We start from the raw sequence: 24558 nt of genomic DNA, 5'->3' as shown, positions 1-24558 counted from the left end.
GTCGACCAGATTATTTGAAGTTGATGATGTCCTGCGCGCGCACCCAACTGGGCGAGCCTTGCTTGAGCTTCTGCTGGGCACGAGCGGCAAATATTTTGGCATCCCGATAGTTGCCCGAATAGAAGTGGCCGTCGGCAGTGGCAAGTTCAGCCTCCGCGACATTGCCAAGCTGCGCGTGTGCCTGGGCAAGATAGCGATAGCCTGCGGAATATTCGCGAGCGCGGGTGAGGCCGGTGCGCAACTCGACGACGGCCTTTCGCAGAGATTCAGGATTGCCTGTTGCCATCAACGCCTGCCCGTAACCGATCTGGATGATACCGGAGTCGTTTTTGTCCAGTCGCCGCGCCTGTGCGAATGCCTTGGCTGCGTCTGCAGGACGCCCGGCTTTCAGGAGCATCTCTCCGCGCATCTCATGGAGATAGGGATTTTTGCCGTTTGACTTGATCAGCGTGTCGATCTTGGTGATTCCGGCGCGGACATTGCCGGAAAGAAAGGTACCAATCGCGTCGGCATAAAGAGCCGGAAGGCCACGCGGGTCTCGGCGAAATAGCCGTGAAGCGCCTATATGCCCCTGTGTATAGGCCGTGATCTTGGCACGTGCCATATCGTGACGCAGCTGGAGCGCGGATGGATCCTGGCGATCGAAATGCTTGCTGGCGCGCGCAAGGTTTTCGAGATTGGCGATACGCTCACGAGGCATCGGGTGACTGATCTGATAGGGATCGACGCGCGATCCGGCCAGTGCCATGCTGCTGGCGAAGCGCTCAAAAGTCTTGAGCATGCCGCGCGCCGACTGGCCGGTACGTTCGAGATAGTTGATCGCTGCGCGGTCAGCAGTGGTTTCTTCTGATCGCTGGTAGCTGAGCAGCGAGCGCCGCGCCGCCTCCATGCCGCCGGACATGATGCCGGTGCCGGATTGCATGAGCCCCTGGGAGTTGGTCATCGTCCCAGCTACGGCGGCGCCGACACCCAGAATCGTCGAAATCACGGCTATGGTGTTGGAGCGCTCAAGCTGCTCTCGCAGACGCTGTTGATGGCCACCAGCGATGTGCCCGGCTTCATGAGCGAGCACTCCAATGATCTCGTTGGGCGTTTCAGCGATCAGCAGCGCGCCGGTATTGATGAATATGCGTCTACCCGACACGAATGCGTTGAACGACGGATCGTTGACCAGGATCGTTTCGATACCGGATCGTCCCAGTCCGGCCGCCTCAAGGATCGGGCGCGCGTAGTCGCGTACAAGCGACTCGATCTCGGCATCCCGGATCAGCGAAACGCCGCGTTGCTGTGCAACCGCCTGCGGCACGACCGGCAGCGATGCGGGCAGGGCCATCGCCACCGCAGCCAGAATGCGTATTGCCAGGGATTTCGACAGAACAGACTTCATCGTTGCCATTGGTATCCGACTGACAAGTTCCTGCAAAGGCAATGCGCCGCACATTCCTCAACTTGTGAACCTCATATCTTTCGGGCATTTGTGCGGCACCTTGGCCTTTCCTGACTGGAGTTTCTCATGGTTGTCTCTGTTTCCCGACGCAGTGCGGTCGAGCCGTTTCACGCGATGGACGTTCTCGCCGAGGCGAACCGACTGAAGGCAATGGGCCATCCTGTCGTGTCGCTTGCGGTTGGGCAGCCCTCCGATCCGGTTCCGTCCATTGTGCGCGAAGCTGCCCAACAAGCGTTGCTGGCGGGGCGGGGCGGCTACACGGATGCGCTGGGTCTTATGGACCTGCGTCAGGCAATTTCGACGCACTACCGCGATCACTACGGGGTGGACGTACCGGTTTCACGTATTGCTGTGACGACCGGTTCGTCGGCTGGCTTCAACCTTGCTTTCCTGGCGATGTTCGATCCCGGCGATCGGATTGCGATCACCACGCCGGGTTATCCGGCCTATCGCAACATCTTGATCGCACTTGGACTGGACGTGGTGGAAATCCGTCTGGAGGAAGAGGGTTGGCTGACGGCAGCCCAGCTCGAACATGCGCATCGCGAAAAGCCGCTGCAGGGCGTTCTTTTTGCAAGCCCGGCAAATCCGACCGGGGCAATTACGCCGCCACAGGCGCTGCAAGCCTTGATCGAAGCAGCGCGGAGCATGGGCATTTCGGTGATCTCCGACGAGATCTATCATCGTCTGTCCTACCAGGATGACGATATTACAGCGCTTTCATATGGCGATGACGTCACCGTCATCAATTCGTTCTCGAAGTACTATTGCATGACTGGATGGCGCATCGGCTGGATGGTGCTGCCTGAGGAACTCGTTCGTCCGGTCGAGCGCATCGCGCAGAGCCTCTATATTTCCGCCCCCGAATTGTCGCAGGCGGCAGCAATACGTGCTTTTGACGCTTCAGATGAGCTGGATCGGGTGAAAGAGCGCTATCGTCACAATCGCGAATTGCTGGGCAGTGCATTGCCCGACCTTGGATTGCCACTTGCCGCGCCAATGGACGGCGCATTCTACGCCTATTGCGACGTGACGCGGCACAGCAACGACAGTATGGATTTCGCCAAGCGCTTGCTGGCCGAATGCCACATTGCGGCAACGCCAGGTATCGATTTCGACCTTGCTGAAGGACAGCGCTTTCTGCGGCTCTCTTATGCCGGTAGCGAAGCCGATGTGACCGAGGCAATAGCTCGACTGAAAGCATGGCTTTAACAATCGACATCTAGAAAAAACCGGCGCGAACGCCGGTTTTTTTATGTCTCAAGTGCGAGTGCGAGGGATCAGAAAAATCCCTTGCGCTGCCACCAGCCGCCTTTTCGCGGCTTGTCAGCCTGCTCGCCCTGCGAGGACGTCACGACCGGCTCGGCAGGCTTTTCTTCTACCGGGGTTGCCACAACGACCGCTTCTGGCACGGGAGTGACGTCCGCAGTCTCGGGCACCAAGGTGTTCTCCGGTTCCGATGCTTGCGCCGTGATTTCCAGAGCTGCGGGAGCTGCTTCCTCGGCAGCAACGGCGTCCGCTACTTCAGCCACAGCTTCCTTCGCCTTGGCGGGTGCCTTACGGCGCGGTGCGCGCTTGGGCTTTTCCTTCGGTGCTTCGACGTCGGCCGCAGGAGCGACCTCAGATTCTGCAGCCAGATCGGCTGCTGCCTCAACCACTTCCGGCTCTGCAGGCTGTGCCTTTTTGGCAGCCGTGCGACGGGGAGCCCGACGCTTCGGCTTTTCCACTGCCTCAGCTTCGGCGGCAACTTCAGTTGCAACTTCCGCTGCTGCTTCGCTGGGAGCCTCGATCGCTTCCATAGCCGCCTGATCAACGATCTCGGCGACAATCTCGGCCACGGGTGCCTCAACAGTTTCGGCAGGCTGAGTTTCGGCATCGTTGGCTTCGGATGAACCTTCGCCATCGTCTGCGATATCGTCCGAGTTGCCTGCAGTCGCAGCAGCCTCGTCATCGCGCCGATTGCGGCGACCGCCGCGCTTGCCGCGTCGACGCTTCTTGGCCGCTGTTTCTTCGGCCGATGCCGTCAGTTCGGATGCCTCGTCGTCGGTGCCGACAGCTTCCTCGGATGCTTCAGTGCTGTCATCACCTTCTGCTTCGCCGTCTGCGCTGACGGTCTGCTCCGCAGATTCTTCAGTGCGATCCCGGCCGCCACGACGACGACGACGGCGCTTGCGCTTGCGCTGCGCGTCATCACCCTCCGACTCGATCTGCTCCGCAGACACAGGCGCATCGGCCTCGTCATGCGCATCCTCTTCAACGAAGTCTTCCTCATCCAGCTCTTCGTCATCCAAGAGGACCGGACTGGTAGGCTGATACAGCGTGGCGTTCTCGGCCACAGCGCCCTTGAAGATCGCGTAGTGCTGAGTCTTCAGGGAATCGTCCGTCTCGATTGTGATCGTCAGGCCGAAGCGCTTCTCCAGCTCGACAAGATTGGAGCGCTTGTGATTGAGGACGTAGATCGCGGTCGACGTGGGCGTGCGGACGGTGATGTGGTGGCGACCATCCTTCAGGAGGAACTCTTCCACCGCACGGATCACCATGAGGCCAACAGACGATTCCGACCGGATATGGCCGGAGCCGCCACAATGCGGGCAGGGCTGCGTCGTCGAATCGAGGACCGAGGCGCGGATGCGCTGACGCGACATTTCGAGCAGGCCGAAATGCGAGATACGCCCCACCTGAATACGCGCACGGTCGTTTTTCAGGCAGTCTTTCAGCTTCTTCTCAACGGCGCGATTGTTGCGATTCTCCTCCATGTCGATGAAGTCGATCACGATCAGGCCGGCGAGGTCGCGCAGGCGCAACTGGCGTGCGACTTCTTCGGCCGCCTCCAGATTGGTCTGGAGAGCAGTGTCCTCGATAGAGTGTTCTTTCGTCGAGCGACCCGAGTTGACGTCGATGGAGACCAGAGCTTCAGTCTGGTTGATGATGATGTAGCCGCCGGATTTCAGCGTCACCTGAGGCTGCAACATCTTGTCGAGCTGCGCTTCAATGCCATTGCGGGCAAAGATCGGTGAAGCCTCACGGTAGGGTTGAACGACCTTTGCATGGCTGGGCATCAGCATGCGCATGAAGTCCTTGGCCTCGCGATAGCCCTCATCGCCAGCAACGAGAATCTCGTTGATGTCCTTGTTGTAAAGGTCGCGAACGGAGCGCTTGATCAGCGAACCTTCCTCATAGACCAAAGACGGCGCGGACGACTGAAGGGTCAGGGTGCGAACGTTGTCCCACAGACGCATCAGATATTCGTAGTCGCGCTTGATCTCCGCCTTGGTCCGGCTTTCACCTGCGGTGCGCAGGATGACGCCCATGCCCTGCGGAACTTCCAGATCCTTGACCACGTCCTTGAGACGCTTGCGATCCTGAGCATTGGTGATCTTGCGCGAAATGCCACCGCCACGAGCCGTGTTCGGCATCAGCACGGAATAACGACCTGCCAGCGAGAGGTAGGTGGTCAGGGCAGCGCCCTTGTTGCCGCGCTCTTCCTTGACGACCTGCACCAGCAGGATCTGGCGACGCTTGATGACTTCCTGAATCTTGTAGTGCTTGCGCGGCGTGCGGCGCTGTTCGCGAATCTCCTCGAGTGCGTCCTCTGCACCTACGGAAGTGACTTCGTCATCCCCGTTTCCGTTGCTGGACGAGTCGTCTTCGTGGTCGTCTTCGCTCTCGCCGTCATTGTCGTCGGCGTCTTCATCGTTGTCGCTCGTGGGCGCAGCCTCGGAGATGACATCCGCTTCTACGCTTTCGGCGATCACGCTTTCAGGAAGGATTCCTTCGATCTGGGCGCCGTCACTGTTCGGGACGATCGTTTCGATCTCGTCTGCTTCGCTGTCAGTGTCGCTTTCATCTGCGGCGTCGTCGGCCGGATCGACATTCTCGTCATCGGCTGTGGTTGCCTTTGTTTCATCGGCGCGAGCGCGATTGCGGCCACCACGCCGGCGGCGACGGTTGCGACCGTTCTTCTCTTCGCCTTCATCATCATCATCGTCCGAACCTGCATCCTCGGCCTCGGCGCGCAGGAGTGCCTGCCGGTCAGCGACCGGAATCTGGTAATAGTCAGGATGGATTTCAGAGAATGCCAGGAAGCCATGGCGGTTGCCGCCATATTCTACGAAGGCAGCCTGCAGCGACGGCTCTACACGCGTGACGCGGGCGAGATAGATGTTGCCTTTGAGCTGCCTCTTGTCCTGCGACTCGAAGTCGAATTCTTCAATGCGATTGCCGCGTACGACTACGACGCGGGTTTCCTCCGGGTGGGAGGCGTCGATAAGCATTTTGTTGGGCATTATGAGTTGTCTCCCCGGCACAGACAGACCGGGGCAGGGGCGATCTCTCGCGGCTGCCTGAAACGGATCTGAGGGAGGTGCCGGATAAATTTGAGGTCGCATCGCGCATCGTATGCCGAACGCTCGCCAGGGCCGCGGCCATAGCGGCGCGGTTTCTTCCTGACTGAGACAATATCTGGCTTTCGATCATCGCGTTACATGCGGTACCAATTTTGAACCAAGGTCCGATCGTCGGACCCGCTATTATGCTCATACAGAGCCGGCCATTGAAAGGTGGCCGCTTTCCTCACGCCAGAAGTCCCATAAACGATGGATGCTTCTGCAAGAAAATTCATGCGGATTCACATGACCTGAACCGGTTGGCCCTGCAGGAGACGCCGTGGTCCGCAAAATGACGGCAGGCGGAGCAGGTGCAACGATCACAGGCTGCGGTGATCCAACCCTGCTTTTATGGTTTGCGGTAGAACAAGGCAACCGCTATTTCGTCACTCGGCTGTCGAATGTCTGCGGCAGTTCCTGAAAGGATTGCTTAACCATAGCCCGATACCAGTCGTTCATATAAATGTTTCTCAGCGTCGATGACAGTCAGGAAGCCGTGCGCATGCATGCGGACCCTCGCCTCCAGGGAGCCATCTCCAGAGCAGTGTCGTCATCTGGCCGGTATGTCGTGGCGCTTGCTCTGGCATCGTTCGTCGCCCTGGTAAGCATCGTCACCGGTGCCGGCGCGGTCTCCGCTCCGGTTGTGCACGCCAATAGCTACAAAATGGCTGGTGATGCTTCGCGAATGCGGGTTGTCATCCGATTCGATCGCGAGCCGCAGGTGCGATGGTCGCTCTTGCGTGGTCCCCACAGGCTCATGTTCGATCTGCCGGGCACGGTCGTTGAGTTCGATCATGCCGAACTTTCCGCGCGCGGAATGGTGACGGATGTTCAGTATGGGCATCTTGAGTCGGAAATGTCGCGCGTGATCATTTCATTTGACGGGCCCTTTGAGGTTGAACGCGTTGACATACTCGACAATGACGATGGTAACGGTTCGAGACTGGTAGCCGACATTGTTGCGAGCTCTGAATCGGCATTCGAGAAGGCAATGATGGAGCAGATCGAGGTGACCGCCTCGACTCAGACAACGCCAAAGGTTGATCGCATTGCCCGTGCTGCAGGAGACCGTCCTGTCAGGATCGTCATCGATCCCGGTCATGGAGGCGTGGACACCGGAGCTGAGGGGCCAAATGGCACCCTTGAAAAGACCATCACCCTGGCATTTTCGCTTGAGCTGAAAAAGAAACTGCAGGACACGGGGCTTTACGACGTCTTCATGACCCGGGACCGCGACGAGTTCCTGCGGCTGGACGAGCGTGTCAAGATCGCGCGACAGCATGAGGCGGACTTGTTTATTTCCGTTCATGCCGATTCGATCCGTTTGAAGAATGTCCGGGGCGCGACGGTTTACACGGTGTCGGACAAGGCGTCTGACGCGGAAGCGGCGGCAAAAGCGATCCGCGAGAATCTTGCGGACGCAATCGGCGGCATTGTGGTCGAAGAAGAGGATCAGGGAGTTGCTGACATTCTCGCCGACCTCATTCGACGCGAGACCCAGACCTTCTCAATTCGTTTTGCGCGCTCGCTGGTTGGCGAGTTGTCGTCATCAATCCAGATGATCCCGACAAATCCTCACCGGTTTGCCGGATTTCGAGTGCTGAAGGCTCCCGATGTGCCATCGGTTCTTCTGGAGCTTGGATACCTTTCCAATGCGCAGGATGAAGAGCAGTTACGCAATCCGGTATGGCGCGAAAAAGCAGCTGACAGCATAATTTCCGCGATCAGTCGCTTCGCCACACACGCCCATCGTGCGGGCGGATGAGCCCTCGCACCGGGCGACGTTTCGTTGCATGTGCACAACACCATATGGTTTAATTGCAGAATCGCGCGTAAACGCGTTGATCTCGCCCCAATTTGCTCACAAGGGCAACACAGAACGTGGTGCGAGTGGATCGATGGTCGTGCGCCTTTGACGGGAGTGCCGGCATGGCTGGCGACCCGGAAGATCCGCATACTGGAGTGGGCATGATACGTCTTATCGGATATTTCTTTGGTGTTGGCGTCGCCCTAGCGTTGGTAGCTGCGGCGGGGGTTGCGCTTTACATCGGCACTGTCTCCAAGGATCTGCCCGATTATGAAGTGCTGGCGCGTTATGAACCGCCGGTAACGACCCGTGTTCATGCCGCCGATGGCGCCCTGATGGGCGAGTTTGCACGTGAGCAACGGCTTTTCCTTCCGATCCAGGCAATTCCGGATCGGGTCAAGGCCGCGTTCCTGTCTGCGGAAGACAAGAGTTTTTATACCCATCCTGGCATCGACATGATGGGCCTTGGTCGGGCGTTGCTCACCAACGTTCAGAATCTGGGCTCAGGTCGGCGTCCCGTAGGTGCCTCAACGATTACGCAGCAGGTGGCGAAGAACTTCCTGCTTGATTCAAGCGTCACCTATGATCGCAAGGTGCGCGAGATGATCCTGTCATTTCGCATCGAGCAGGCATACTCGAAAGATCGCATCCTCGAGCTGTACCTCAATGAAATCTATCTTGGATTTGTCTATCCAGGTTATGGCGCTTACGGGATTGGTGCGGCGGCACTTGTCTACTTCGACAAATCCGTCAATGAACTGACGGTTGGCGAAGCCGCGTATCTGGCCGCGCTGCCCAAGGGCCCAACGAACTATCATCCATTCCGCCACACCGACCGGGCCGTCGAGCGCCGCAACTGGGTCATCGATCAGATGGTGTCCAATGGCTATGTCGACGTTGAGGAGGGCGAGCGGGCCAAGGCCGAATCGCTGAACGTCAATCCACGCCGGGGCGGTACTTATCTGTTTGCCGGCGAGTATTTCACGGAAGAGGCACGTCGGGCGATCATCGCGCGCTACGGCGAGGACGCGCTTTATGAAGGTGGCCTGTCGATCCGCACCACGCTCGATCCTGCGATGCAGCTGAAAGCCCGCAAAGCGCTCCAGAACGGTCTCATCCGCTACGATACGCTGCGCGGCTATCGCGGCCCGATCACACATATCGAAACTGGCGATGACTGGGGCGTTCCACTGGGTGACGTCAAGCGCCTCAGCGACGTGCCTGAGTGGCGCGTGGCTGTTGTGCTGGAGGCATCGGGCGAAGGTCTGAAGGTCGGCCTGCAACCCGGCCGGCAGACGTCTGGACAGCTTGCCGAGGAGCGCCAGACAGCGTTTGTTTCGAAAGCCAACATGACATGGGCGCTGCGCCATATGTCGGAAGGCAAGCGCTTGCGTGCTGACTCGCCGGCTCAGGTGCTGAAGCCGGGCGATGTCGTGTATGTCGAAAAGACGGGTACGGGCGACGATGCTGGCTGGCTGTTGCGGCAGGTGCCGGAGGTTTCCGGTGGCATGGTGGCGATGGATCCGCATACGGGCCGTGTATTGGCCATGGTTGGCGGGTTCTCTTTCTCGCAGTCGGAGTTCAATCGCGCCACGCAGGCCTATCGCCAGCCAGGCTCAGCCTTCAAGCCGATCCTTTACGCCGCTGCACTGGACAATGGATATACACCTGCATCGGTCGTGATGGACGGGCCGATCACCATTCGGGTTGGCAATCAGGTTTGGGAACCGAAGAATTACGGTGGCGGCTTTGCCGGACCGTCGACATTGCGCGCGGGCATCGAGCGTTCCCGAAATCTGATGACCGTGCGGCTTGCCAACGACATGGGCATGAACCTTGTCGCCGAATACGCGGAGCGCTTCGGTGTCTATGACAAGATGCTCCCGGTTCTGGCGATGTCGCTGGGCTCGGGGGAGACCACCGTGATGCGCATGGTGTCTGCGTATGCAATCATGGCCAATGGCGGCAAGCACATCACGCCGTCGCTGATCGACCGTATTCAGGACCGTTATGGAAAGACAGTGTTCAAGCACGATCAGCGCCAGTGCGAGGGCTGCAACGCGCCTGCGTGGGACGGCCAGAGCGAGCCGGAGCTGATCGACAATGCGGAACAGGTGCTTGACCCGATGACGGCCTATCAGATCACGTCGATGATGGAAGGCGTGGTCAAGCGCGGAACTGCAACCACATTGGCTGAGATCGGCTATCCGATGGCAGCAAAGACTGGCACGACGAACGATGCGCGTGATGTCTGGACGGTCGGCTATACTCCGGACCTGGTGGTCGGTGTCTATATCGGTTTTGACCAGCCGCGAAGCCTTGGAGATGGCGCAACGGGTGGTGGCCTGGCGGCGCCGATCTTCAAAGAGTTCATGATTGACGCGCTGAAGGACAAGCGCCCGGTTGATTTCCGAGTCCCGGAAGGCATGCGGATGATCGCGGTGGATCGAAAGAGCGGCATGCGTGCGGCCGATGGCGCGCCAGGGTCGATCGTCGAAGCATTCAAGCCGGGTACCGGACCAGCGGATTCCTATTGGGTGATCGGTATGGACGAGTACGAAGCGTCGGAGCGTGCACGCGAAATATCGCCTCAGGCCAGCGAGGCAATCAGTTCGGGTTCTGGTGGACTGTACTGATTTTGCAAGGATCCAAGAAAAACGCCGGGCATATGCCCGGCGTTTTTTGTTAGTGGTGCTTGCTTGAAGTCTTACTCGGTGGCCGCCGCGATATCCGTCTTTGCATTGGCCTCGGCTTCTGCGACCGCCAGAGCGGTCATGTTGACCACCCCGCGCGATGTGACTGAAGGGGTGAGGATGTGTGCTGGACGCGAAGCGCCGAGGAGGATCGGACCGACATGCAGCGCATCGGTCATTGTCTTGATCGTCGTCAATGTGATGTTCGCCGCGTCAAGATTCGGAAATACCAGAAGATTGGCTTCGCCTGTCAGCGTTGAGTAAGGATATATCCGTTGGCGCAAAGTCGCCGACAGTGCGGCATCACCATGCATTTCACCGTCTGCTTCGAGATCAGGTGCCTGTTCACGCAGGATGGACGCTGCCTCCCGCATCTTCCGGGCGCTGGCGGAATCGCGTGAGCCGAAGTTCGAGTGAGAGAGCAGTGCTGCCTTTGGCGTCAGGCCGAAACGGCGGATTTCAGCTGCTGCAAGCATCGTCATTTCGGCGATCTTCTCGGATGAAGGATCGATCGAAACATACGGATCGGTGAAGAAGGTTGCGCCTCGTTGGCTGATCAGGATCGACAGTGCCGACAGATCTGACACGCCGGCCTGACGCCCGATGATCTGGTCCACGTTGCGAAGATGGCGCTCATAGCGTCCTTCCAGGCCGCAGATCATGGCGTCGGCTTCGTCACGCATCATCGACAGTGCCGCAATCACCGTGTTGCTGCCGCGTACCATCATTCGGGCAGCCTCGGGTGTGACTCCCTGACGGCCGCACAGGCGTACAAGCAATTCCACATAGTCGCGGTAGCGCGGATCGTCTTCCGGGTTGACGATCTGGAAGTCTGCTCCGGGCCTGATCTTCAGACCGTAGCGCTGAAGGCGCGTCTCGATGACGTGCGGGCGTCCAATCAAGATCGGACGAGCAATCCCTTCCTCGAGCACGACCTGCGCGGCCCGCAACACGCGCTCATCTTCACCGTCCGCATAGATGACACGGTTCGCTGAAGCCTTTTTTGCCGCCGAAAAGATTGGCTTCATGATGAGGCCGGACCGGAACACGAAGCGGCTCAGGCGCTCCACATAGGCTTCCATGTCGTCGATTGGGCGAGTGGCGACGCCGGATTTGCAGGCGGCCTCCGCGACTGCGGGGGCGATACGCAATATCAGCCGTGGGTCGAACGGGGACGGAATAATGAAATTCGGGCCGAAAGTCGGCGTTTCGTCCGTGTTGGCGCGCGCTGCAATATCCGATGGTTCTTCGCGGGCGAGTGCTGCGATCGCCCGCACTGCTGCAACCTTCATTTCCTCATTGATCGCAGTTGCGCCGACGTCCAGCGCGCCACGGAAGATATAGGGGAAGCACAGGACGTTGTTAACCTGGTTCGGGAAATCGGACCGACCGGTGCAGATCATGGCATCAGGCCGGGCCGCGCGCGCGACATCGGGCATGATCTCCGGCGTCGGATTGGCGAGCGCGAGGATCAGCGGCTTCTCCGCCATCTCGGCAAGAAGCTCGGGCTTGAGAACACCGGCTGCCGAAAGGCCGACGAAGACGTCAGCGCCGCCAATGACGTCAGCCAGATCGCGGGCGTTGGTCTCCTTGACATAAGGATCTTTCCAGCGGTCCATCTCTTCGACGCGCCCCTTGTAAGCCACGCCATAGCGGTCGGTGACCCAGATGTTGTCCTGCCGGGCGCCAAGGGAAACCAGAAGATTAAGGCAGGCCAGTGCGGCGGCGCCGGCGCCGGACGTGACGATCTTCGCGTCTTCGATGCGCTTGCCGGCAAGTTCGAGCCCGTTGATGATTGCGGCGGCAACGATGATTGCCGTTCCGTGCTGATCATCATGGAACACCGGGATCGACATGCGCTCCTTCAGCTGCTCTTCGATCTCGAAGCACTCGGGGGCCTTGATATCTTCAAGGTTGATACCGCCGAAGGTTGGCTCCAGAGCCGCGACGGTGTCGACCATGCGGTCGATTTCGTTGGCATTGATCTCGATGTCAAAGACATCGATACCCGCGAACTTCTTGAACAGGACTGCCTTGCCTTCCATCACGGGCTTGGATGCCAAAGCGCCAATGTTGCCGAGACCAAGCACGGCAGTTCCGTTGGAAATGACTCCGACAAGGTTTGCGCGGGCGGTGTAGAACGCGGCTGTCGACGGGTCGTCCTGAATGGCGATGCACGGAGCGGCGACGCCAGGCGAATAAGCCAATGCCAGGTCGCGCTGGTTGCCGAGCGGCTTGGTTGCCTGGATCTCAAGCTTTCCGGGCGCAGGATAGCGATGATAGAACAGCGCGCTCTCTTCCAGATCCGACCGTTTCGACTCTGTCTCGTTTTTTGACACCTCTTGTTCCCCCGTCGCTAATTCTTCCGGAGATCGGCATGACTCGCTTTGTGCAAGCGCTTCGGTTGCCAGATCAATGAGTTAGTGGATCTTTCTGTGCATTCGAACGAACGCATGTCGGTTATTCTTAGCATGTTAATCCGCGCTCGTGGGCGGCACCGTGTCGCGGCTGAAACTTTTTTAGACCGCGTGGATGAAACTATCCCCAGAGCGACACTGCAGGCGGGGAAACCATCGCCCCATCATATGTCAGGCCCGGCACCCGGTCGCGCGCCAGAAGCAATGGTCCGTCGAGGTCGACGAAATCTGCATCCTGCGCGAGCAGCACGGCAGGCGCCATCGCCAGCGAGGTGCCGACCATACAGCCAACCATTATGCCAAAGCCCAACTCGCGCGCCTTTGCGTGCAGCCTCAAGGCTTCAGTGAGCCCACCGGTCTTGTCGAGCTTGATATTGACGACGTCATAGCGGCCCAGCAGTTCGGACAGCCGGTCTGTGGTGTGAACACTTTCGTCTGCACAGATCGGGACAGGGTGAGGAATGCGCGCGAGAAGCTCGTCCTGTCCGGCAGGCATCGGTTGCTCGATCACAGCTATCCGACAGCGCGCCGCGGCCAGAAGATGCTCACGGATGTTGTCGGCGTTCCAGCCCTCGTTCGCGTCGAGAATGATTCGACTTCCAGGCGCAGCCTGTGTCACGGCTTCGATACGGGAAATGTCGTCTGGCGTTCCAACCTTGACTTTCAGCAGTGGTCGATCGCGATTTTCCCGCGCTTTCTCAGCCATGACCTCAGGCTCTGCGAGCGAGATGGTATAGGCGGTCTCAAGCGCTCTTGGTTTCGGGCTACCAAGCAGCGCGCCGACACGCACGCCGCTTTGCTTGGCCTCAAGGTCCCAAAGAGCACAGTCGACTGCGTTACGGGCGGCGCCGGCAGGCATCATTTCGAGCAGTTCATGGCGTGAAAGCCCCGACGCGATGTCGGCTCGCACGGCTTCGATGCTTGCTGCTACGCTCTCCATTGTCTCGCCATAACGCATGTAGGGAACGCATTCGCCGCGCCCGACGTTGTCACCTGCCTTGATTGTGCAGGTCAGCACGGCTGCTTCTGTCTTGGAGCCGCGTGAAATGGTGAAGGATCCCGCGATGGGAAACCGCTCCGCTTCGACAAAAAGATCACGCACGATGAAGAACTCCCTGTTGTCACTGGCAGGATTGCCTTGCCAAAGTGACATCGCAAGCGCGGCAGATTATGACTGGGCTGATGTTGACCAAAGATACTGCCGACGCAAGCAGCAGCAACTCCGATAATCGCGATCATCCTCCTGCGATCCATTCCAGAGAGGAAGGTTCACGCACGGTCTGGCAACTGTCAGGTACGTGGAACACGCGCTCAGTTCATCTGGTCGATGCGCAGATGCGGGAACTGGAGCGCACCAAAGCGCAGCAGAACGTCGTTATTGATATCAGTGCCGTCGAGCGGCTTGATACGGCCGGTGCATGGCTTGTCGAGCGTCTGGCAGCCGCCCGGATCAATGCCGGAGCCGACGTGGAAATCCTTGGCGCTTCGGAGGCGGCGCAGACGCTTCTGCCGGCGGTGCGGCGAGCGATCCGGTCACCTGAGAGTTCTTCTCGTGAGCGCCAGCCATTCTTCCTGATTCGCTGGCTTGAATTGCTCGGACGGGCGATGGAGAGCGCGTGGCTCGACTTCATCGCGGGCACATACATTCTTGGCGCGACGATACGCGGCGCGCAGATGAAACTTGGGCGCGGTCACGCTGTGAACCCCGCCGCAATTTTCAATCAGATCGACCGCATGGGCGTTGGCGCAATTCCGGTGGTGGTGCTCATCTGCTCCATCGTCGGCGCTATCGTGGCCCAGCAAGGTGCCTATCAGCTTCGCTGGTTCGGTGCGGAAATCTTTATCGTCGATCTGGTGGGTATTCTCGCCTTGCGCGAGCTTGGCGTCTTGTTGACCGCAATCATGGTTGCCGGACGTTCGGGTAGTGCGATTACCGCCGAGATAGGCTCGATGCGCATGCGCGAAGAGGTCGACGCGCTCAAGGTGATCGGGCTCAACCCTATCGGTGTCCTCGTTTTTCCGCGTCTGGTTGCACTGGTGATTGCGGTGCCGTGCCTGACGATCATTGCCAATGCCGCAACGCTGGGCGGCGGCATGCTTGTAGCGTTGCTGTATTCCGGTATCCCACCTGAAGCCTTCATTGATCGTCTTCATGCCAGTGTCGATCTCTCGACAATCTTTGCAGGGCTCATCAAGGCACCATTCATGGCACTCATCATCGGCATTGTTGCGTCGGTGGAGGGCATGAAGGTTGGCGGAAGTGCCGAATCGCTCGGCAGGCATGTCACCTCTGCCGTGGTGAAATCCATCTTCGTCGTTATCGTGCTCGATGGTCTTTTTGCCATGTTCTACGTGGCAATCGGGTTCTAGGAGGGGCCAGTGCCGGATTCTTCGCCAGATTTGATGCGTCAGACAGGAGAGACGAACTCCGACGCAGGGACGCGGCCTGTGGTCCTTTCCGTGCGCGATGTGACGGTAGCGTTTGGTGAAAAGGTTGTTCTCGAAAACCTGTCCCTCGACGTCTATCGCGGTGAAATCCTCGGCTTCGTCGGCGCTTCAGGAACGGGCAAGTCGGTATTGCTGCGCACGGTTCTCGGTTTGGTGCCGAAGAAGTCCGGATCGGTGGAGATGTTTGGTGTTGACCTCGACGACGCCAGTGAGCAGGAGCGAGTCCTTGTCGACATGCGGGTTGGAGTGCTTTTCCAGCACGGCGCATTGTTTTCAGCGCTGACCGTGAAGGAGAATATTCAGGTTCCGATGCGCGAGTATCTCGACTTGCCGAAACCGCTGATGGACGAATTGGCGTTGTTGAAGCTGGAGATGGTCGGGCTGCCACCAGACGCTGCCGACAAGTTTCCTTCCGAACTTTCTGGAGGAATGATCAAGCGCGCTGCTCTTGCGCGTGCGCTGGCGCTTGACCCCGACCTCGTCTTTCTCGATGAGCCGACGTCTGGCCTTGATCCTATCGGGGCAGCTGATTTTGATGAGTTGGTCAGGACACTGCGCGACACGATGGGCCTGACCGTCTACATGGTGACCCACGATCTAGACAGCCTGTTTTCAGTCTGTGATCGGATTGCCGTGCTGGGCGGAAAGAAAGTACTGGTCGACGGGACGGTCGACGACATGATGCAGGTCGAAGATCCATGGGTGAAATCCTATTTCCGGGGCAAGCGGGCCCGGCAGATCGATCTTTCTGCCCGTGCTGAAGTGAATTAGGAGAAGATTGGATGGAGACACGCGCCAATTATGTGATTGTGGGCATCTTCACGCTGGTCACGGTGCTTGCTGCCTTCGCGTTCGTCTATTGGACTTCCGGTCTGGGAGATCGAGTTGAGACGTCGACGGTGCGGTTTCGCATTCCTGGGTCTGCGTCCGGACTTTCACGCGGGAGTGCGGTGTTGTTCAATGGCATCAAGGTCGGCGATATCACCCGTGTCTATATTGACGTTGCCAACCCCACGGTTGCCATTGCCGACGCGGTGGTGGATCGGTTGACCCCGATCACGCGCTCCACACAGGCGGATGTCGGTCTTGCCGGCTTGACGACAGGGCAGGCGAATATCGAGCTGCGCGGTGGCAATCCTTCTGAGCCAAACCTGCTGGAGCAGGCAGAAGAACAAGGCACGATCACGGAGATGACGGCGAATCCATCGGCGGTCAGCAACCTGCTCGAAAGCGCGCAAAACATCTTTCGGCGCACGGATTCCATCCTGACGGATCTGGAGCGCCTGGCAGGTGACGCGCGCCAGCCGATCACCAAGACCTTGCAGAATGTCGAGGCATTTTCGGAAGCTCTGTCCAATAACGCCGAAGGCATCGACGCATTTCTGGCCAGCGTGACCGCAATGTCGAAGACTCTGACAGGCGTATCGGAGCGACTTGATTCGACGTTGGCTGGGGCTGAAGAACTGATCCGCTCGGTAGACACCGAGGATGTTACGGCCGCAGTTCATAATGTTCGTCAATTTACGCAGCGGTTGGACGAAGCGTCTACCGACCTCAATCAGATCATGGCGAACGTCAAGGAGGGGGTTGCTTCGATTTCGGGCTTTGCTGCTGCTGCGAACCAGACGCTGGCGCGGGTAGACACAATCGTACAGGAAGTGGATCCTGCTACCGTGCGTACCGCGCTTGCAAATATCGAGCAGGCGAGCACAAGCGTGAACGCTGCGGTCAATGATGTCAGCAAGGTTACCCAGAAGATTGGCGAAAGGGCCGAGGATATCGACGCGATTATTGTCGATGCACGAGAGATGGCCGCGCGTCTGAACCAGGCTTCGGAGAAGGTTGATGGCGTCCTGAGCAAGGTGGACGGTCTGCTGGGTTCTGACGATGCGGGCGGCCTGATGGCTGACGCCGGTGAGACTTTGAAGGCGTTTCGTCAGGTTGCCGATACGCTTAACGCCCGGATGGGGGTCATAACCGATGGGCTTGCGCGGTTCTCGGGACAAGGCCTTCGCGAAGTGGAAGGCCTCGTGCGCGATACGCGGCGCTCGATCACCCGTATCGAACAGGCGGTCTCAGACCTGGAACGCAATCCGCAGCGGATCATTTCAGGTGGCGCAGGTGAAGTTCGCGAGTTTGACGGTCGGGCGCGGCGTTGACAGGCTCGCCCTGACTCTGGACAAATTATCGATGATGCAGCAGTGGCGGATCGGAAGTTGAACGATGGCTAGTAACAGTCTGAAAGCATTGATGTTCGGCGTGATTTTGTTGCCGGGCTGCGCTGCGCTACCGGGCGGTGGACCCGCGCCGCTCGATACGTTCGATCTCTCTGCCCAGACTGTTGAGGTCGGTCAGCGTCGTTCCCGCACGCAGGTGCTTGTGGCGGAGCCGAGCGCTCTGAAAGTGCTGGACGGTGAAAACATCGTGATACGGCCTTCGGCCGGCACTATCGAGTTCCTGAGCGGCGCCCAGTGGGCGGATCGCTTGCCACGCATTGTGCAGTCACGCCTGGTGGAAGCACTGCAGGCTACCAACAGTTTTGGCGGTGTCGGTCGGCCGGGCGAGGGCCTTGCCATCGACTATCAACTGGCCACGGATATTCGTGCATTCGATGTGCGTCTCGACGGGCAGCGCCGGGCAAATGTCGTGCTCTATGTGAAGGTGCTGAACGATCGAAACGGCGTCATCCGGTCGGCGCGCAGCTTCGAGGCGTCCGCGCCGGTCGCTGGGTCCGGCAATGATGCCTATGTCGCTGCTCTGGACCAGGCTTTCAGGCAGGCGACCGCGGATGTCGTTCGCTGGGCCGTCGGGGTGATGTAGGCAGAAGCATTCGCTATGACCGAAATCATGTTTCTCGACAGTGGGAGCCGGTTTCGAGATAAAGACATGCGTAAAAGCAAGGCGTTAATGCGCAAGGCACGAATCTGAAAGATCGCGACGCGCTTGAGAGTCGAAAGCCGCTTCATTGAAGCGGCTTTTTTCTGCGCTCTTTGCAGCATGTGAAACGAAAAAAGGCGGGATTGATCCCGCCTTTTTTGTCTTTGACTGTCCGTTGTCGCTACTTCAGCCGTCCGCTGGCATGGGCGAGCATGGTAAACACCTTGCCGGTGTCTGAAGTCAGGTAGGTTTGCGTCATGATGTGGTCGCGGTCGTTACGGCCTACATCCTGCAGCAGTTTTTCGAAATCGCGGCAATAGCGGTCGACGGCAGCCTTGAACTCCTGATCGGACTGATATTTGCGACGAATTTCCTCAAATGTCTGCTGACCCTTCAGGGTGTAGAGGCGACGTGTAAACACGTTGCGCTCGCCCTTGCGGTAGCGGTCCCACAGCTCGATCGAAACTTCGTGATCGATGGCACGCGCGATGTCGACAGACAGCGAGTTCAAAGATTCCACCAGATGCAGTGGCGTGCGCTCAGGCGTGGACGCCTGACGTTGTGGTGCAGCCGGTGCTGTTTCCTCGGACGAGGCACCGCGCAGCAGATCCTTGACCCAGCCCGTCGACTGCGGCTGTTCGCGGTCGCGGACGGCCGCGGCCTGCAGGCTGCCGCGCAATGGGGCATCCGCAACAGGCGGAGCAACGCGGCGCTCAGCCACTGGCGGCGTCAGCGTCGGTGCAGGCGCGGCAGCAGCGCGTGTCACCTTACGGTCGCTGGCGTCAAATGCACGGCCAGACTTGGCGACGATATCCGCCAGTTCCTTCAGCGCATTGATCTGCTCGCTGACAGCGCGACGCATCGCCGAAGTCGACTGCTTCGTCTCTTCGGGGAGTTCCATGACACCCTTCTTGACCTCGGCGCGCGTGCTTTCCAGCTCGTGGCGGATCGTTCCGGCAGTCTTGCGGATCTCGTTGGTTGCCTCTGTGAAGCGCTGAGTTGCGCTTTCGACAACTTCCGAAATTGCAACGCGGATATGATCTGTCGAAGTCTTGGTGCGTTCCTCGGCCTTGACCAAGGCGCGGCCAACAAGATCCTCAAAGGAGCGCATGACGCGTTCGATGTCTTCCGACTTCGCGACCAGGCCGACGGCGAGGTTTTCCAGTGCAGCCTGACGACCGTCGAGGGTCGATGCCAGATCGTTCTGTGCCGACCCGAGAAGATCGGAGGCGGAGGCGAGAACCTTCGCGTGATCGTCAAAGCGCGTCGCAATGCCGGCAATGTCGCGCAACGTGGAGCTGGACAGTTCCGTCAGGCGGCCGGCATTGGCGTCGATAAGACGTGCTGAGCTGGCGAAAGACTGGGCCGCGCGCTCGGTGCTGGACGCGAAGCGTTCCGTCGTGCCGATCAGCTTCTCATCAAGATCGATGAGGTTGGTCGATGCGGTGTCAACGAGTTCGCCGAGGCGCGCATTGGAGTGCGACAGGCGGTCGATGAGTTGCGACACGTTTTCGCTGAGGTTCTGGCTCGCGGCATCAACCGCAGTGACCGTCTCCGCTGTGCGGGTTGCAAGTGCATTGACCAGCGCAGCGTTTTGCTGGCGCAGGCGCTGCGTCGCCATCTCGGTTGCTTCCTCGAGGCTCTTCTGAAGTTCACCACCGCTCTCGACAAGGCGCTGGGCCAGAGGGGCGGCGCGCTCATCGATGATGCGGGCAAGTTCAGACGAACGTGCGGCGAGAAGCGCGTTAAGCTGACGAGTCTTGTTGTCGAGCGTTGCAGCAGCCTCGTTGCTGGACTGACCGATCTGCTCATTGATCGCCGCAAACGCGCCGGAGACGGCATCAGCACGGCCGAGCAGTTCGCTTTCGGCGCGTGTAACCTGCTCCTGCAGCTTGTCGGTAGCCTGAGCGACACCGGCCATCAGGCGCTGTTCCGCGCCCGCCACCGTCTGCGAGACGCGGGCGGCAAGCATGCCGGCGCCGTCTGCAATCTGGCGATCGGCTGCGGCAAGTGTCTCGGCGATCTGAGCTGCGCGGCCTTCAAGTTCGGCGGCCGTTGCTTCCGTACGCTGGCGAATGGTGTCGTCGGTCTGTGCAAAGACGTTGGCGACATCATCTGCGCGTGTCGCGAGCGAGGCAGCGGCCTGCTCGACACGTGCGCCCAGGTGGCGTCCAGCTTCATCGAACTTCGACTGGATCTGGTCGGCGCGTGCGGCAATTGCAGCGGCAACCTGCTCCGCGTGGCTGGCGAGCGAGCCGGTGGTCTGCTGGACCTGGCCTTCGAGCGAGCGTCCGGCTTCTGCGAACGCGTCCTGAACGTCGGCGACGCGTGCGGTGACGGCAGACGCCACCTTGTCGGCCTGATCGGCGAGCGTGCTTGTCGCAAGCTCGACACGTCCGTCGAATTCGCGGGACACGTCGTCAAAGGCGCCACGAACGTCAGCCACACGCGCGGCGATTGCGCTGGCGACGGATTCCGCGTGGCCGGAGATGACGTCGGAAGCCAGCTGGATGCGGCTGTCGAGTTCCTGTCCCGCCTGATCGAAGACCGACTTGATCTCGCCACTGCGCGAGGCGAGGGCGTCGGCAACGTGCGCGGCGTGTCCGGCCAGTTCCTGACCCGTCTGGGCCACGCGATCTGCGAGTTGGCGATCAGCATCGTCAAATGCCGTGCGGATTTCCGCTGCGCGCGAAGTGAACGTGCTGGCGGCGTGATCCACCTGAGCCCGCAGCTCCTCGCCGGTTGCGAGCGTGCGTTCGGCCAAGCGGCGATCAGCCGCGTCAAACACAGCCGAAAACTCTCCGACGCGCGTGTTGAGTGTGTCGCTCATCTGGGCGGCACGGGCTGCAATGACTGCATCTGCATCGGCGACGGCGTTGGCAGACTGTTCGCCCAGCGTTGCGGTGACTTCCAGCACCTTGTCGCGAAGCGAACTTGCGACCACGCCAGCAGAGCCTTCGAGGACCGTGCGGACGTTGTCCACGCCAACGCGCAATGCGTTCTGCATCGTGGACGTGCGCTCCTCGATAATTCCTGTCTGGCGGGCGAAGGTTTCTTCAATTTTGTTGAGATCTTCACCCACCGCTTCGCGGATTGTGCCTGCGCCAGCCTGCAAGGCATCGGCGAGGGCGCTCGTGCGTTCTTCGATGACGCCAGCCTGTCGGGCAAACGCATGCTCGATGCGTCCGATGTCCTGGTCCACCGCCTGGCGGACGTTCTCGGTGCCGCTGAGAAGCGTGCTGGCGAGCAGGCTGGTGCGGCCTTCGATGACACCTGCCTGACTGGCGAAGGTTTCTTCGATCTTGCCAATGTCTGCGCCGATAGCATCGCGGATATTCTCCGCGCCGCTCAGCAATGTCCCACGGAGGGCGCGCGTACGCTCCTCGATGACACCTGCCTGGCTGGCGAAGGTTTCCTCGATCTTGCCAATGTCTGCGCCAATAGCATCACGAATGCTCTCGGCGCCGGTCAACAGGGTACCGCGGAGGGCCAGAGTGCGCTCCTCGATGACGCCTGCCTGGCTGGCGAAGGTTTCTTCGATCTTGCCGATGTCTTCGGAGATCGCCTGACGGATACCGTCGGCCCCACCGGTCAGGGCGAACGCGAGTGCACCTGCCTGTTCCTCGATTGCGCTCTTCTGTGCGGCGAAGGTGTTTTCGACGCGGCCAAGGTCTTCCGCGATGGCACGACGGACACCCTCGGCGCCTTCATGCAGCGTCTCACGAAGAGCAGACGTGCTTGCTTCGATAGCGCCGGTTTGGCTAGCGAAGGTCTCCTGGATCTTGGAAATATCCTCGCCGAGGATACGGCGTACGCCGTGCGCGCCGCCGAGCAATGTCTTTTGAAGCGCGGCAGTGTGGGCTTCGATGACGCCCGACTGGCTGGCAAAAGCTTCCTGAATCTTGCCGATATCTTCGTCAATCGCGCCGCGGACGCTTTCCGCGCGACTTTGAAGCGTGCTCTCCAGCGCGGTCGTGCGCTCGATGAATGCGGCTTCGTGCTGCGCGAGAGCACTCTGGATACGACCGATGTCGCTGTCGACGACGTTGCGAACTCCGTCGGCGCCAAGAGACAACGTCTCCTGCAGAGCCTTGGTGCGCTCCTCGATCAGGCCGCTCTGGCGAGCAAACGTGTCTTCGATCTTGATCAGATCGTCGCCGAGCACATTGCGCAGGTTCTCCGCACCTGCGTAGAGGGCGCTTTCCATTGTACGCGTGCGTGCTTCGATGACACCCTGCTGGCTGGCGAAGGCTTCGTCGATCCGTGCGATGTCGTCGCTGAGAATGCCACGCAAGCGTTCTGTGCTCGTCGTAAGAGCAGCCTCGATGGCGCGGGCGCGGTCTTCCACCAGACCGGACTGGCTGGCCAAGGCTTCATCAATCCGCGCGATTTCGTCGCTGAGAGCGCCCTTCATCTGTGCAACGCTGTGACCAAGTGCATTCTGAAGGTCGATGGTGTGCGATCCCAGAACATTGGTCTGGCGGTCGAACGCTTCTTCAACCTTCGTCATGTCGACGGAAAGGGCCGTGGTCAAATCCTTCTGGCGATCCTCGATCGAGCGAAGGTGTTCTGCGACAACTCCCTCAAGTTCCTCGCGGGCGAGACGGATGCGTTCGATGTCGCTGCCAAGCATCTCGGCGATTTGCTCGCGGCCTGCGGCAAACTTCTCGACATGGCCGGACACAGCCTCATCGATACGAGCGCGAGCTTCGTGCAGTTTCGCCAGATCTTCGTCCAGAGCTGCTGTCAACGTCTGGCGGCCGTGAGCGAGACGCTCGACATGGCTCATCATGGCTGCATCAAGGTTCTGACGCTGGTCGGAGATGCTTGCAAGGTCCGCTTCGAGTGCGCGGGCGATGATGTCACGTCCGCCGGCGATCCGCGACGTGAAGTCGCTCGCCTGCGTTTCGAGCATGGTCGATGTGGACATCACCAGCTCCGCCATTTCGGAGCCGATGCGTGCCTTGCCTTCATCGATGAGGCCGGAAATCGTCTGCTTGCCCTCGCTGAAGGTCTGCGCGATTTCGCGCGAGCGCTCCACGAGCGTTTCGTTGATCTGCTTTGCGCGTGCTTCGAGCGCTGCATTCAGGCGCTGCGTGCCGGTGTCGATAGCTTCTGCGCGGGTCTGGAACTCGTGGATGAGAGCCTGGCCGCGATCACGCAGGGTCGTTTCGATGCCTTCCAGACGCGTACCCAGCTCTTCATTGAGCGATGTAGCCGCACCACCGAGGAGCGAAACCATGCCTGTGGTGCGCTCATCCAGCATCTGCGATAGCGAGCGTGTGACGTCGTCGGTGCTCTGCGTGAGCTTGGCGATGCGCGTATCGAGCAGGCTGGCAAAAGCCTCGCCGGAGGTAGTCATGCGATCGGAAATGGCGTCGATGCGCTGGTCAATCGCATCGTACATCGAGCTGCCGCTCGCATTGATGCGATCTACCAGCTGATCGCCGGAATCGGAGATCGTCGAGGTGAGGCGTGCCGAAACACCGAGAATATTCTGGCGAATGATGTCGCTGGCTGAATCAAGTTCTTCTTTCAGCGTTTCATGCGCACCGGCTATCGAAGAGCGGACACGCTCGGCGTGAGTGACGACAGAGTCGCGCTCGCTGCCCAATCCATCGATCAGGGTGCGGATGCGGATCTCGTTGTCCGAATAGGCGCGCTCCAGCTCGTTCACTTCGGTGTGAACCAGAGTTTCGAGTTCGATCGCACGGGCGAGTGTGCGTTCGATCCCTTCGCCCATTGCCTGAACTTCGCGACGGACTGCCTGACCAACCATCATCACGCGGTCGGTTGCAAGATGCTCCGGCTCGGCGAGGCGGAATGCAACTTCAGTCATTGACTGGGCAGCAATACGCATCTCATGGGCGCGACGGATCATCGCCGCAAAGCCCCAGAACAGAAGGATGGGCACAACAATGGCGACAACCAGTCCCATTGCAGCTGGCAGCGCAATCAATTGCTCGATCGAACGGATCTGCCAGATTTCCGGAGAAAACAGCATGTGGCCCATCAGCAGGCCGCCGGCGATCCATGCCAGCGAAAGCAGGCTGACCATCCAGTAGATCGCGCCCGAGCCGTTGCGGCGCAGCTGCTGCTGCAGGGAGCGATAGTCCTTCTGGCGGTCGTCGTTGGCGTGCGTAAAGGGCGGAGTGGGCTGAGCAGGTTCGATCGGCTTGAGGTCCGCGATCGGCTTCACATCGGGCTGCTTCGGGCGTGGGGCAGGCTTGGGAGCTGCGGCCTCGGCCACGACGGGCGCTGGCGCGGGCTTCTGAACCTGACGGGCGCGGCTATCGCGTGCAAGATCTTCGGCTGCCTTCGAGATTTGTGCCTCGAAGTCGGCCATGGAGCTTGCGACATCAAGTCCACCATCGGATTTGTCATCGACAAACAGGTCGATATCGAGAGCTTCTTCAAGCTCCCTGGCCATGTCACTGTCGAGGTTGCTCGTCGTGCTTGGTTTACTCGCCATACCGCTCATACC

General features: G+C 59.7%; 12 protein-coding genes. 7 read left to right on the top strand and 5 right to left on the bottom strand.

Annotated elements, in window-relative coordinates:
* Positions 1 to 10: 10 nt before the first annotated feature.
* Complete coding sequence (locus tag BMZ42_RS05605; RefSeq protein ID WP_244523168.1) at positions 11 to 1396, bottom strand: M48 family metalloprotease; 1386 nt, start codon at positions 1394 to 1396, stop codon at positions 11 to 13.
* 117 nt (positions 1397 to 1513) lie between these two features.
* On the opposite strand from BMZ42_RS05605, the gene BMZ42_RS05600 reads away from it, so the two are divergent.
* Positions 1514 to 2659, top strand: a complete 1146-nt coding sequence (locus BMZ42_RS05600) for a pyridoxal phosphate-dependent aminotransferase (protein ID WP_091519665.1) — start codon at positions 1514 to 1516, stop codon at positions 2657 to 2659.
* 68 nt (positions 2660 to 2727) lie between these two features.
* On the opposite strand, the gene BMZ42_RS05595 is transcribed toward BMZ42_RS05600, so the two are convergent.
* Positions 2728 to 5733 (bottom strand): Rne/Rng family ribonuclease, encoded by a 3006-nt coding sequence (locus tag BMZ42_RS05595; protein WP_091519663.1) that lies wholly within the window; start codon positions 5731 to 5733, stop codon positions 2728 to 2730.
* 601 nt (positions 5734 to 6334) lie between these two features.
* On the opposite strand from BMZ42_RS05595, the gene BMZ42_RS05590 reads away from it, so the two are divergent.
* Together BMZ42_RS05590 and BMZ42_RS05585 are read left to right on the top strand one after the other, a co-directional pair.
* The gene (locus BMZ42_RS05590; RefSeq protein WP_091519882.1) at positions 6335 to 7597 is read left to right on the top strand and encodes an N-acetylmuramoyl-L-alanine amidase; all 1263 of its coding nucleotides are present in this window, start codon (positions 6335 to 6337) and stop codon (positions 7595 to 7597) included.
* A gap of 203 nt (positions 7598 to 7800) precedes the next feature.
* Positions 7801 to 10275 (top strand): penicillin-binding protein 1A, encoded by a 2475-nt coding sequence (locus BMZ42_RS05585; RefSeq protein ID WP_091519660.1) that lies wholly within the window; start codon positions 7801 to 7803, stop codon positions 10273 to 10275.
* A 71-nt stretch (positions 10276 to 10346) separates the two neighbouring features.
* Here the strand turns inward: BMZ42_RS05585 and BMZ42_RS05580 are convergent, their stop codons facing one another.
* Together BMZ42_RS05580 and dgcA are read right to left on the bottom strand one after the other, a co-directional pair.
* Positions 10347 to 12671, bottom strand: coding sequence for an NADP-dependent malic enzyme (locus BMZ42_RS05580; RefSeq protein ID WP_091519659.1), 2325 nt, complete (start codon positions 12669 to 12671; stop codon positions 10347 to 10349).
* Between the two features lie 199 nt (positions 12672 to 12870).
* Complete coding sequence (gene dgcA, locus BMZ42_RS05575) at positions 12871 to 13854, bottom strand: N-acetyl-D-Glu racemase DgcA (RefSeq protein ID WP_091519879.1); 984 nt, start codon at positions 13852 to 13854, stop codon at positions 12871 to 12873.
* Positions 13855 to 13931: 77 nt separating this feature from the next.
* Between dgcA and BMZ42_RS05570 the strand changes: the two genes are divergently transcribed.
* The 4 genes from BMZ42_RS05570 (at position 13932) to BMZ42_RS05555 (ending at position 18017) form a co-directional block, all read left to right on the top strand.
* Positions 13932 to 15119: an ABC transporter permease gene (locus tag BMZ42_RS05570; RefSeq protein WP_091519878.1), complete on the top strand. Its 1188-nt coding sequence runs from the start codon at positions 13932 to 13934 to the stop codon at positions 15117 to 15119.
* Between the two features lie 33 nt (positions 15120 to 15152).
* Entirely contained in the window at positions 15153 to 15968 is an 816-nt protein-coding gene (locus BMZ42_RS05565) for an ABC transporter ATP-binding protein (protein ID WP_091519656.1), read from the top strand.
* 11 nt (positions 15969 to 15979) lie between these two features.
* A complete protein-coding gene (locus tag BMZ42_RS05560; protein WP_091519653.1) occupies positions 15980 to 17356 on the top strand; it encodes an MlaD family protein in 1377 nt (458 codons plus the stop codon).
* A gap of 64 nt (positions 17357 to 17420) precedes the next feature.
* On the top strand, positions 17421 to 18017 hold the full coding sequence (locus BMZ42_RS05555; protein WP_091519651.1) for an ABC-type transport auxiliary lipoprotein family protein: 597 nt from the start codon (positions 17421 to 17423) through the stop codon (positions 18015 to 18017).
* 238 nt (positions 18018 to 18255) lie between these two features.
* Here BMZ42_RS05555 and BMZ42_RS05550 read toward each other — a convergent pair whose 3' ends face one another.
* Complete coding sequence (locus BMZ42_RS05550; protein WP_091519648.1) at positions 18256 to 24546, bottom strand: apolipoprotein A-IV repeat region-like domain-containing protein; 6291 nt, start codon at positions 24544 to 24546, stop codon at positions 18256 to 18258.
* Positions 24547 to 24558 lie beyond the last annotated feature (12 nt).

This window comes from Aquamicrobium aerolatum DSM 21857, assembly GCF_900113935.1.
GTDB lineage: Bacteria > Pseudomonadota > Alphaproteobacteria > Rhizobiales > Rhizobiaceae > Aerobium > Aerobium aerolatum.
Note: the sequence above shows the minus strand (reverse complement) of the source record. Positions and strands in the feature narration are given on the sequence as shown.

Coding starts and splice junctions, on each gene's coding strand:
- BMZ42_RS05565 (WP_091519656.1), top strand. CDS start 15,153: ATGCGTCAGACAGGAGAGACGAACTCCGACGCAGGGACGCGGCCTGTG.
- BMZ42_RS05570 (WP_091519878.1), top strand. CDS start 13,932: ATGTTGACCAAAGATACTGCCGACGCAAGCAGCAGCAACTCCGATAAT.
- BMZ42_RS05600 (WP_091519665.1), top strand. CDS start 1,514: ATGGTTGTCTCTGTTTCCCGACGCAGTGCGGTCGAGCCGTTTCACGCG.
- BMZ42_RS05585 (WP_091519660.1), top strand. CDS start 7,801: ATGATACGTCTTATCGGATATTTCTTTGGTGTTGGCGTCGCCCTAGCG.
- BMZ42_RS05550 (WP_091519648.1), bottom strand. CDS start 24,546: ATGGCGAGTAAACCAAGCACGACGAGCAACCTCGACAGTGACATGGCC.
- BMZ42_RS05560 (WP_091519653.1), top strand. CDS start 15,980: ATGGAGACACGCGCCAATTATGTGATTGTGGGCATCTTCACGCTGGTC.
- BMZ42_RS05605 (WP_244523168.1), bottom strand. CDS start 1,396: ATGGCAACGATGAAGTCTGTTCTGTCGAAATCCCTGGCAATACGCATT.
- BMZ42_RS05555 (WP_091519651.1), top strand. CDS start 17,421: ATGGCTAGTAACAGTCTGAAAGCATTGATGTTCGGCGTGATTTTGTTG.
- BMZ42_RS05595 (WP_091519663.1), bottom strand. CDS start 5,733: ATGCCCAACAAAATGCTTATCGACGCCTCCCACCCGGAGGAAACCCGC.
- BMZ42_RS05590 (WP_091519882.1), top strand. CDS start 6,335: ATGCATGCGGACCCTCGCCTCCAGGGAGCCATCTCCAGAGCAGTGTCG.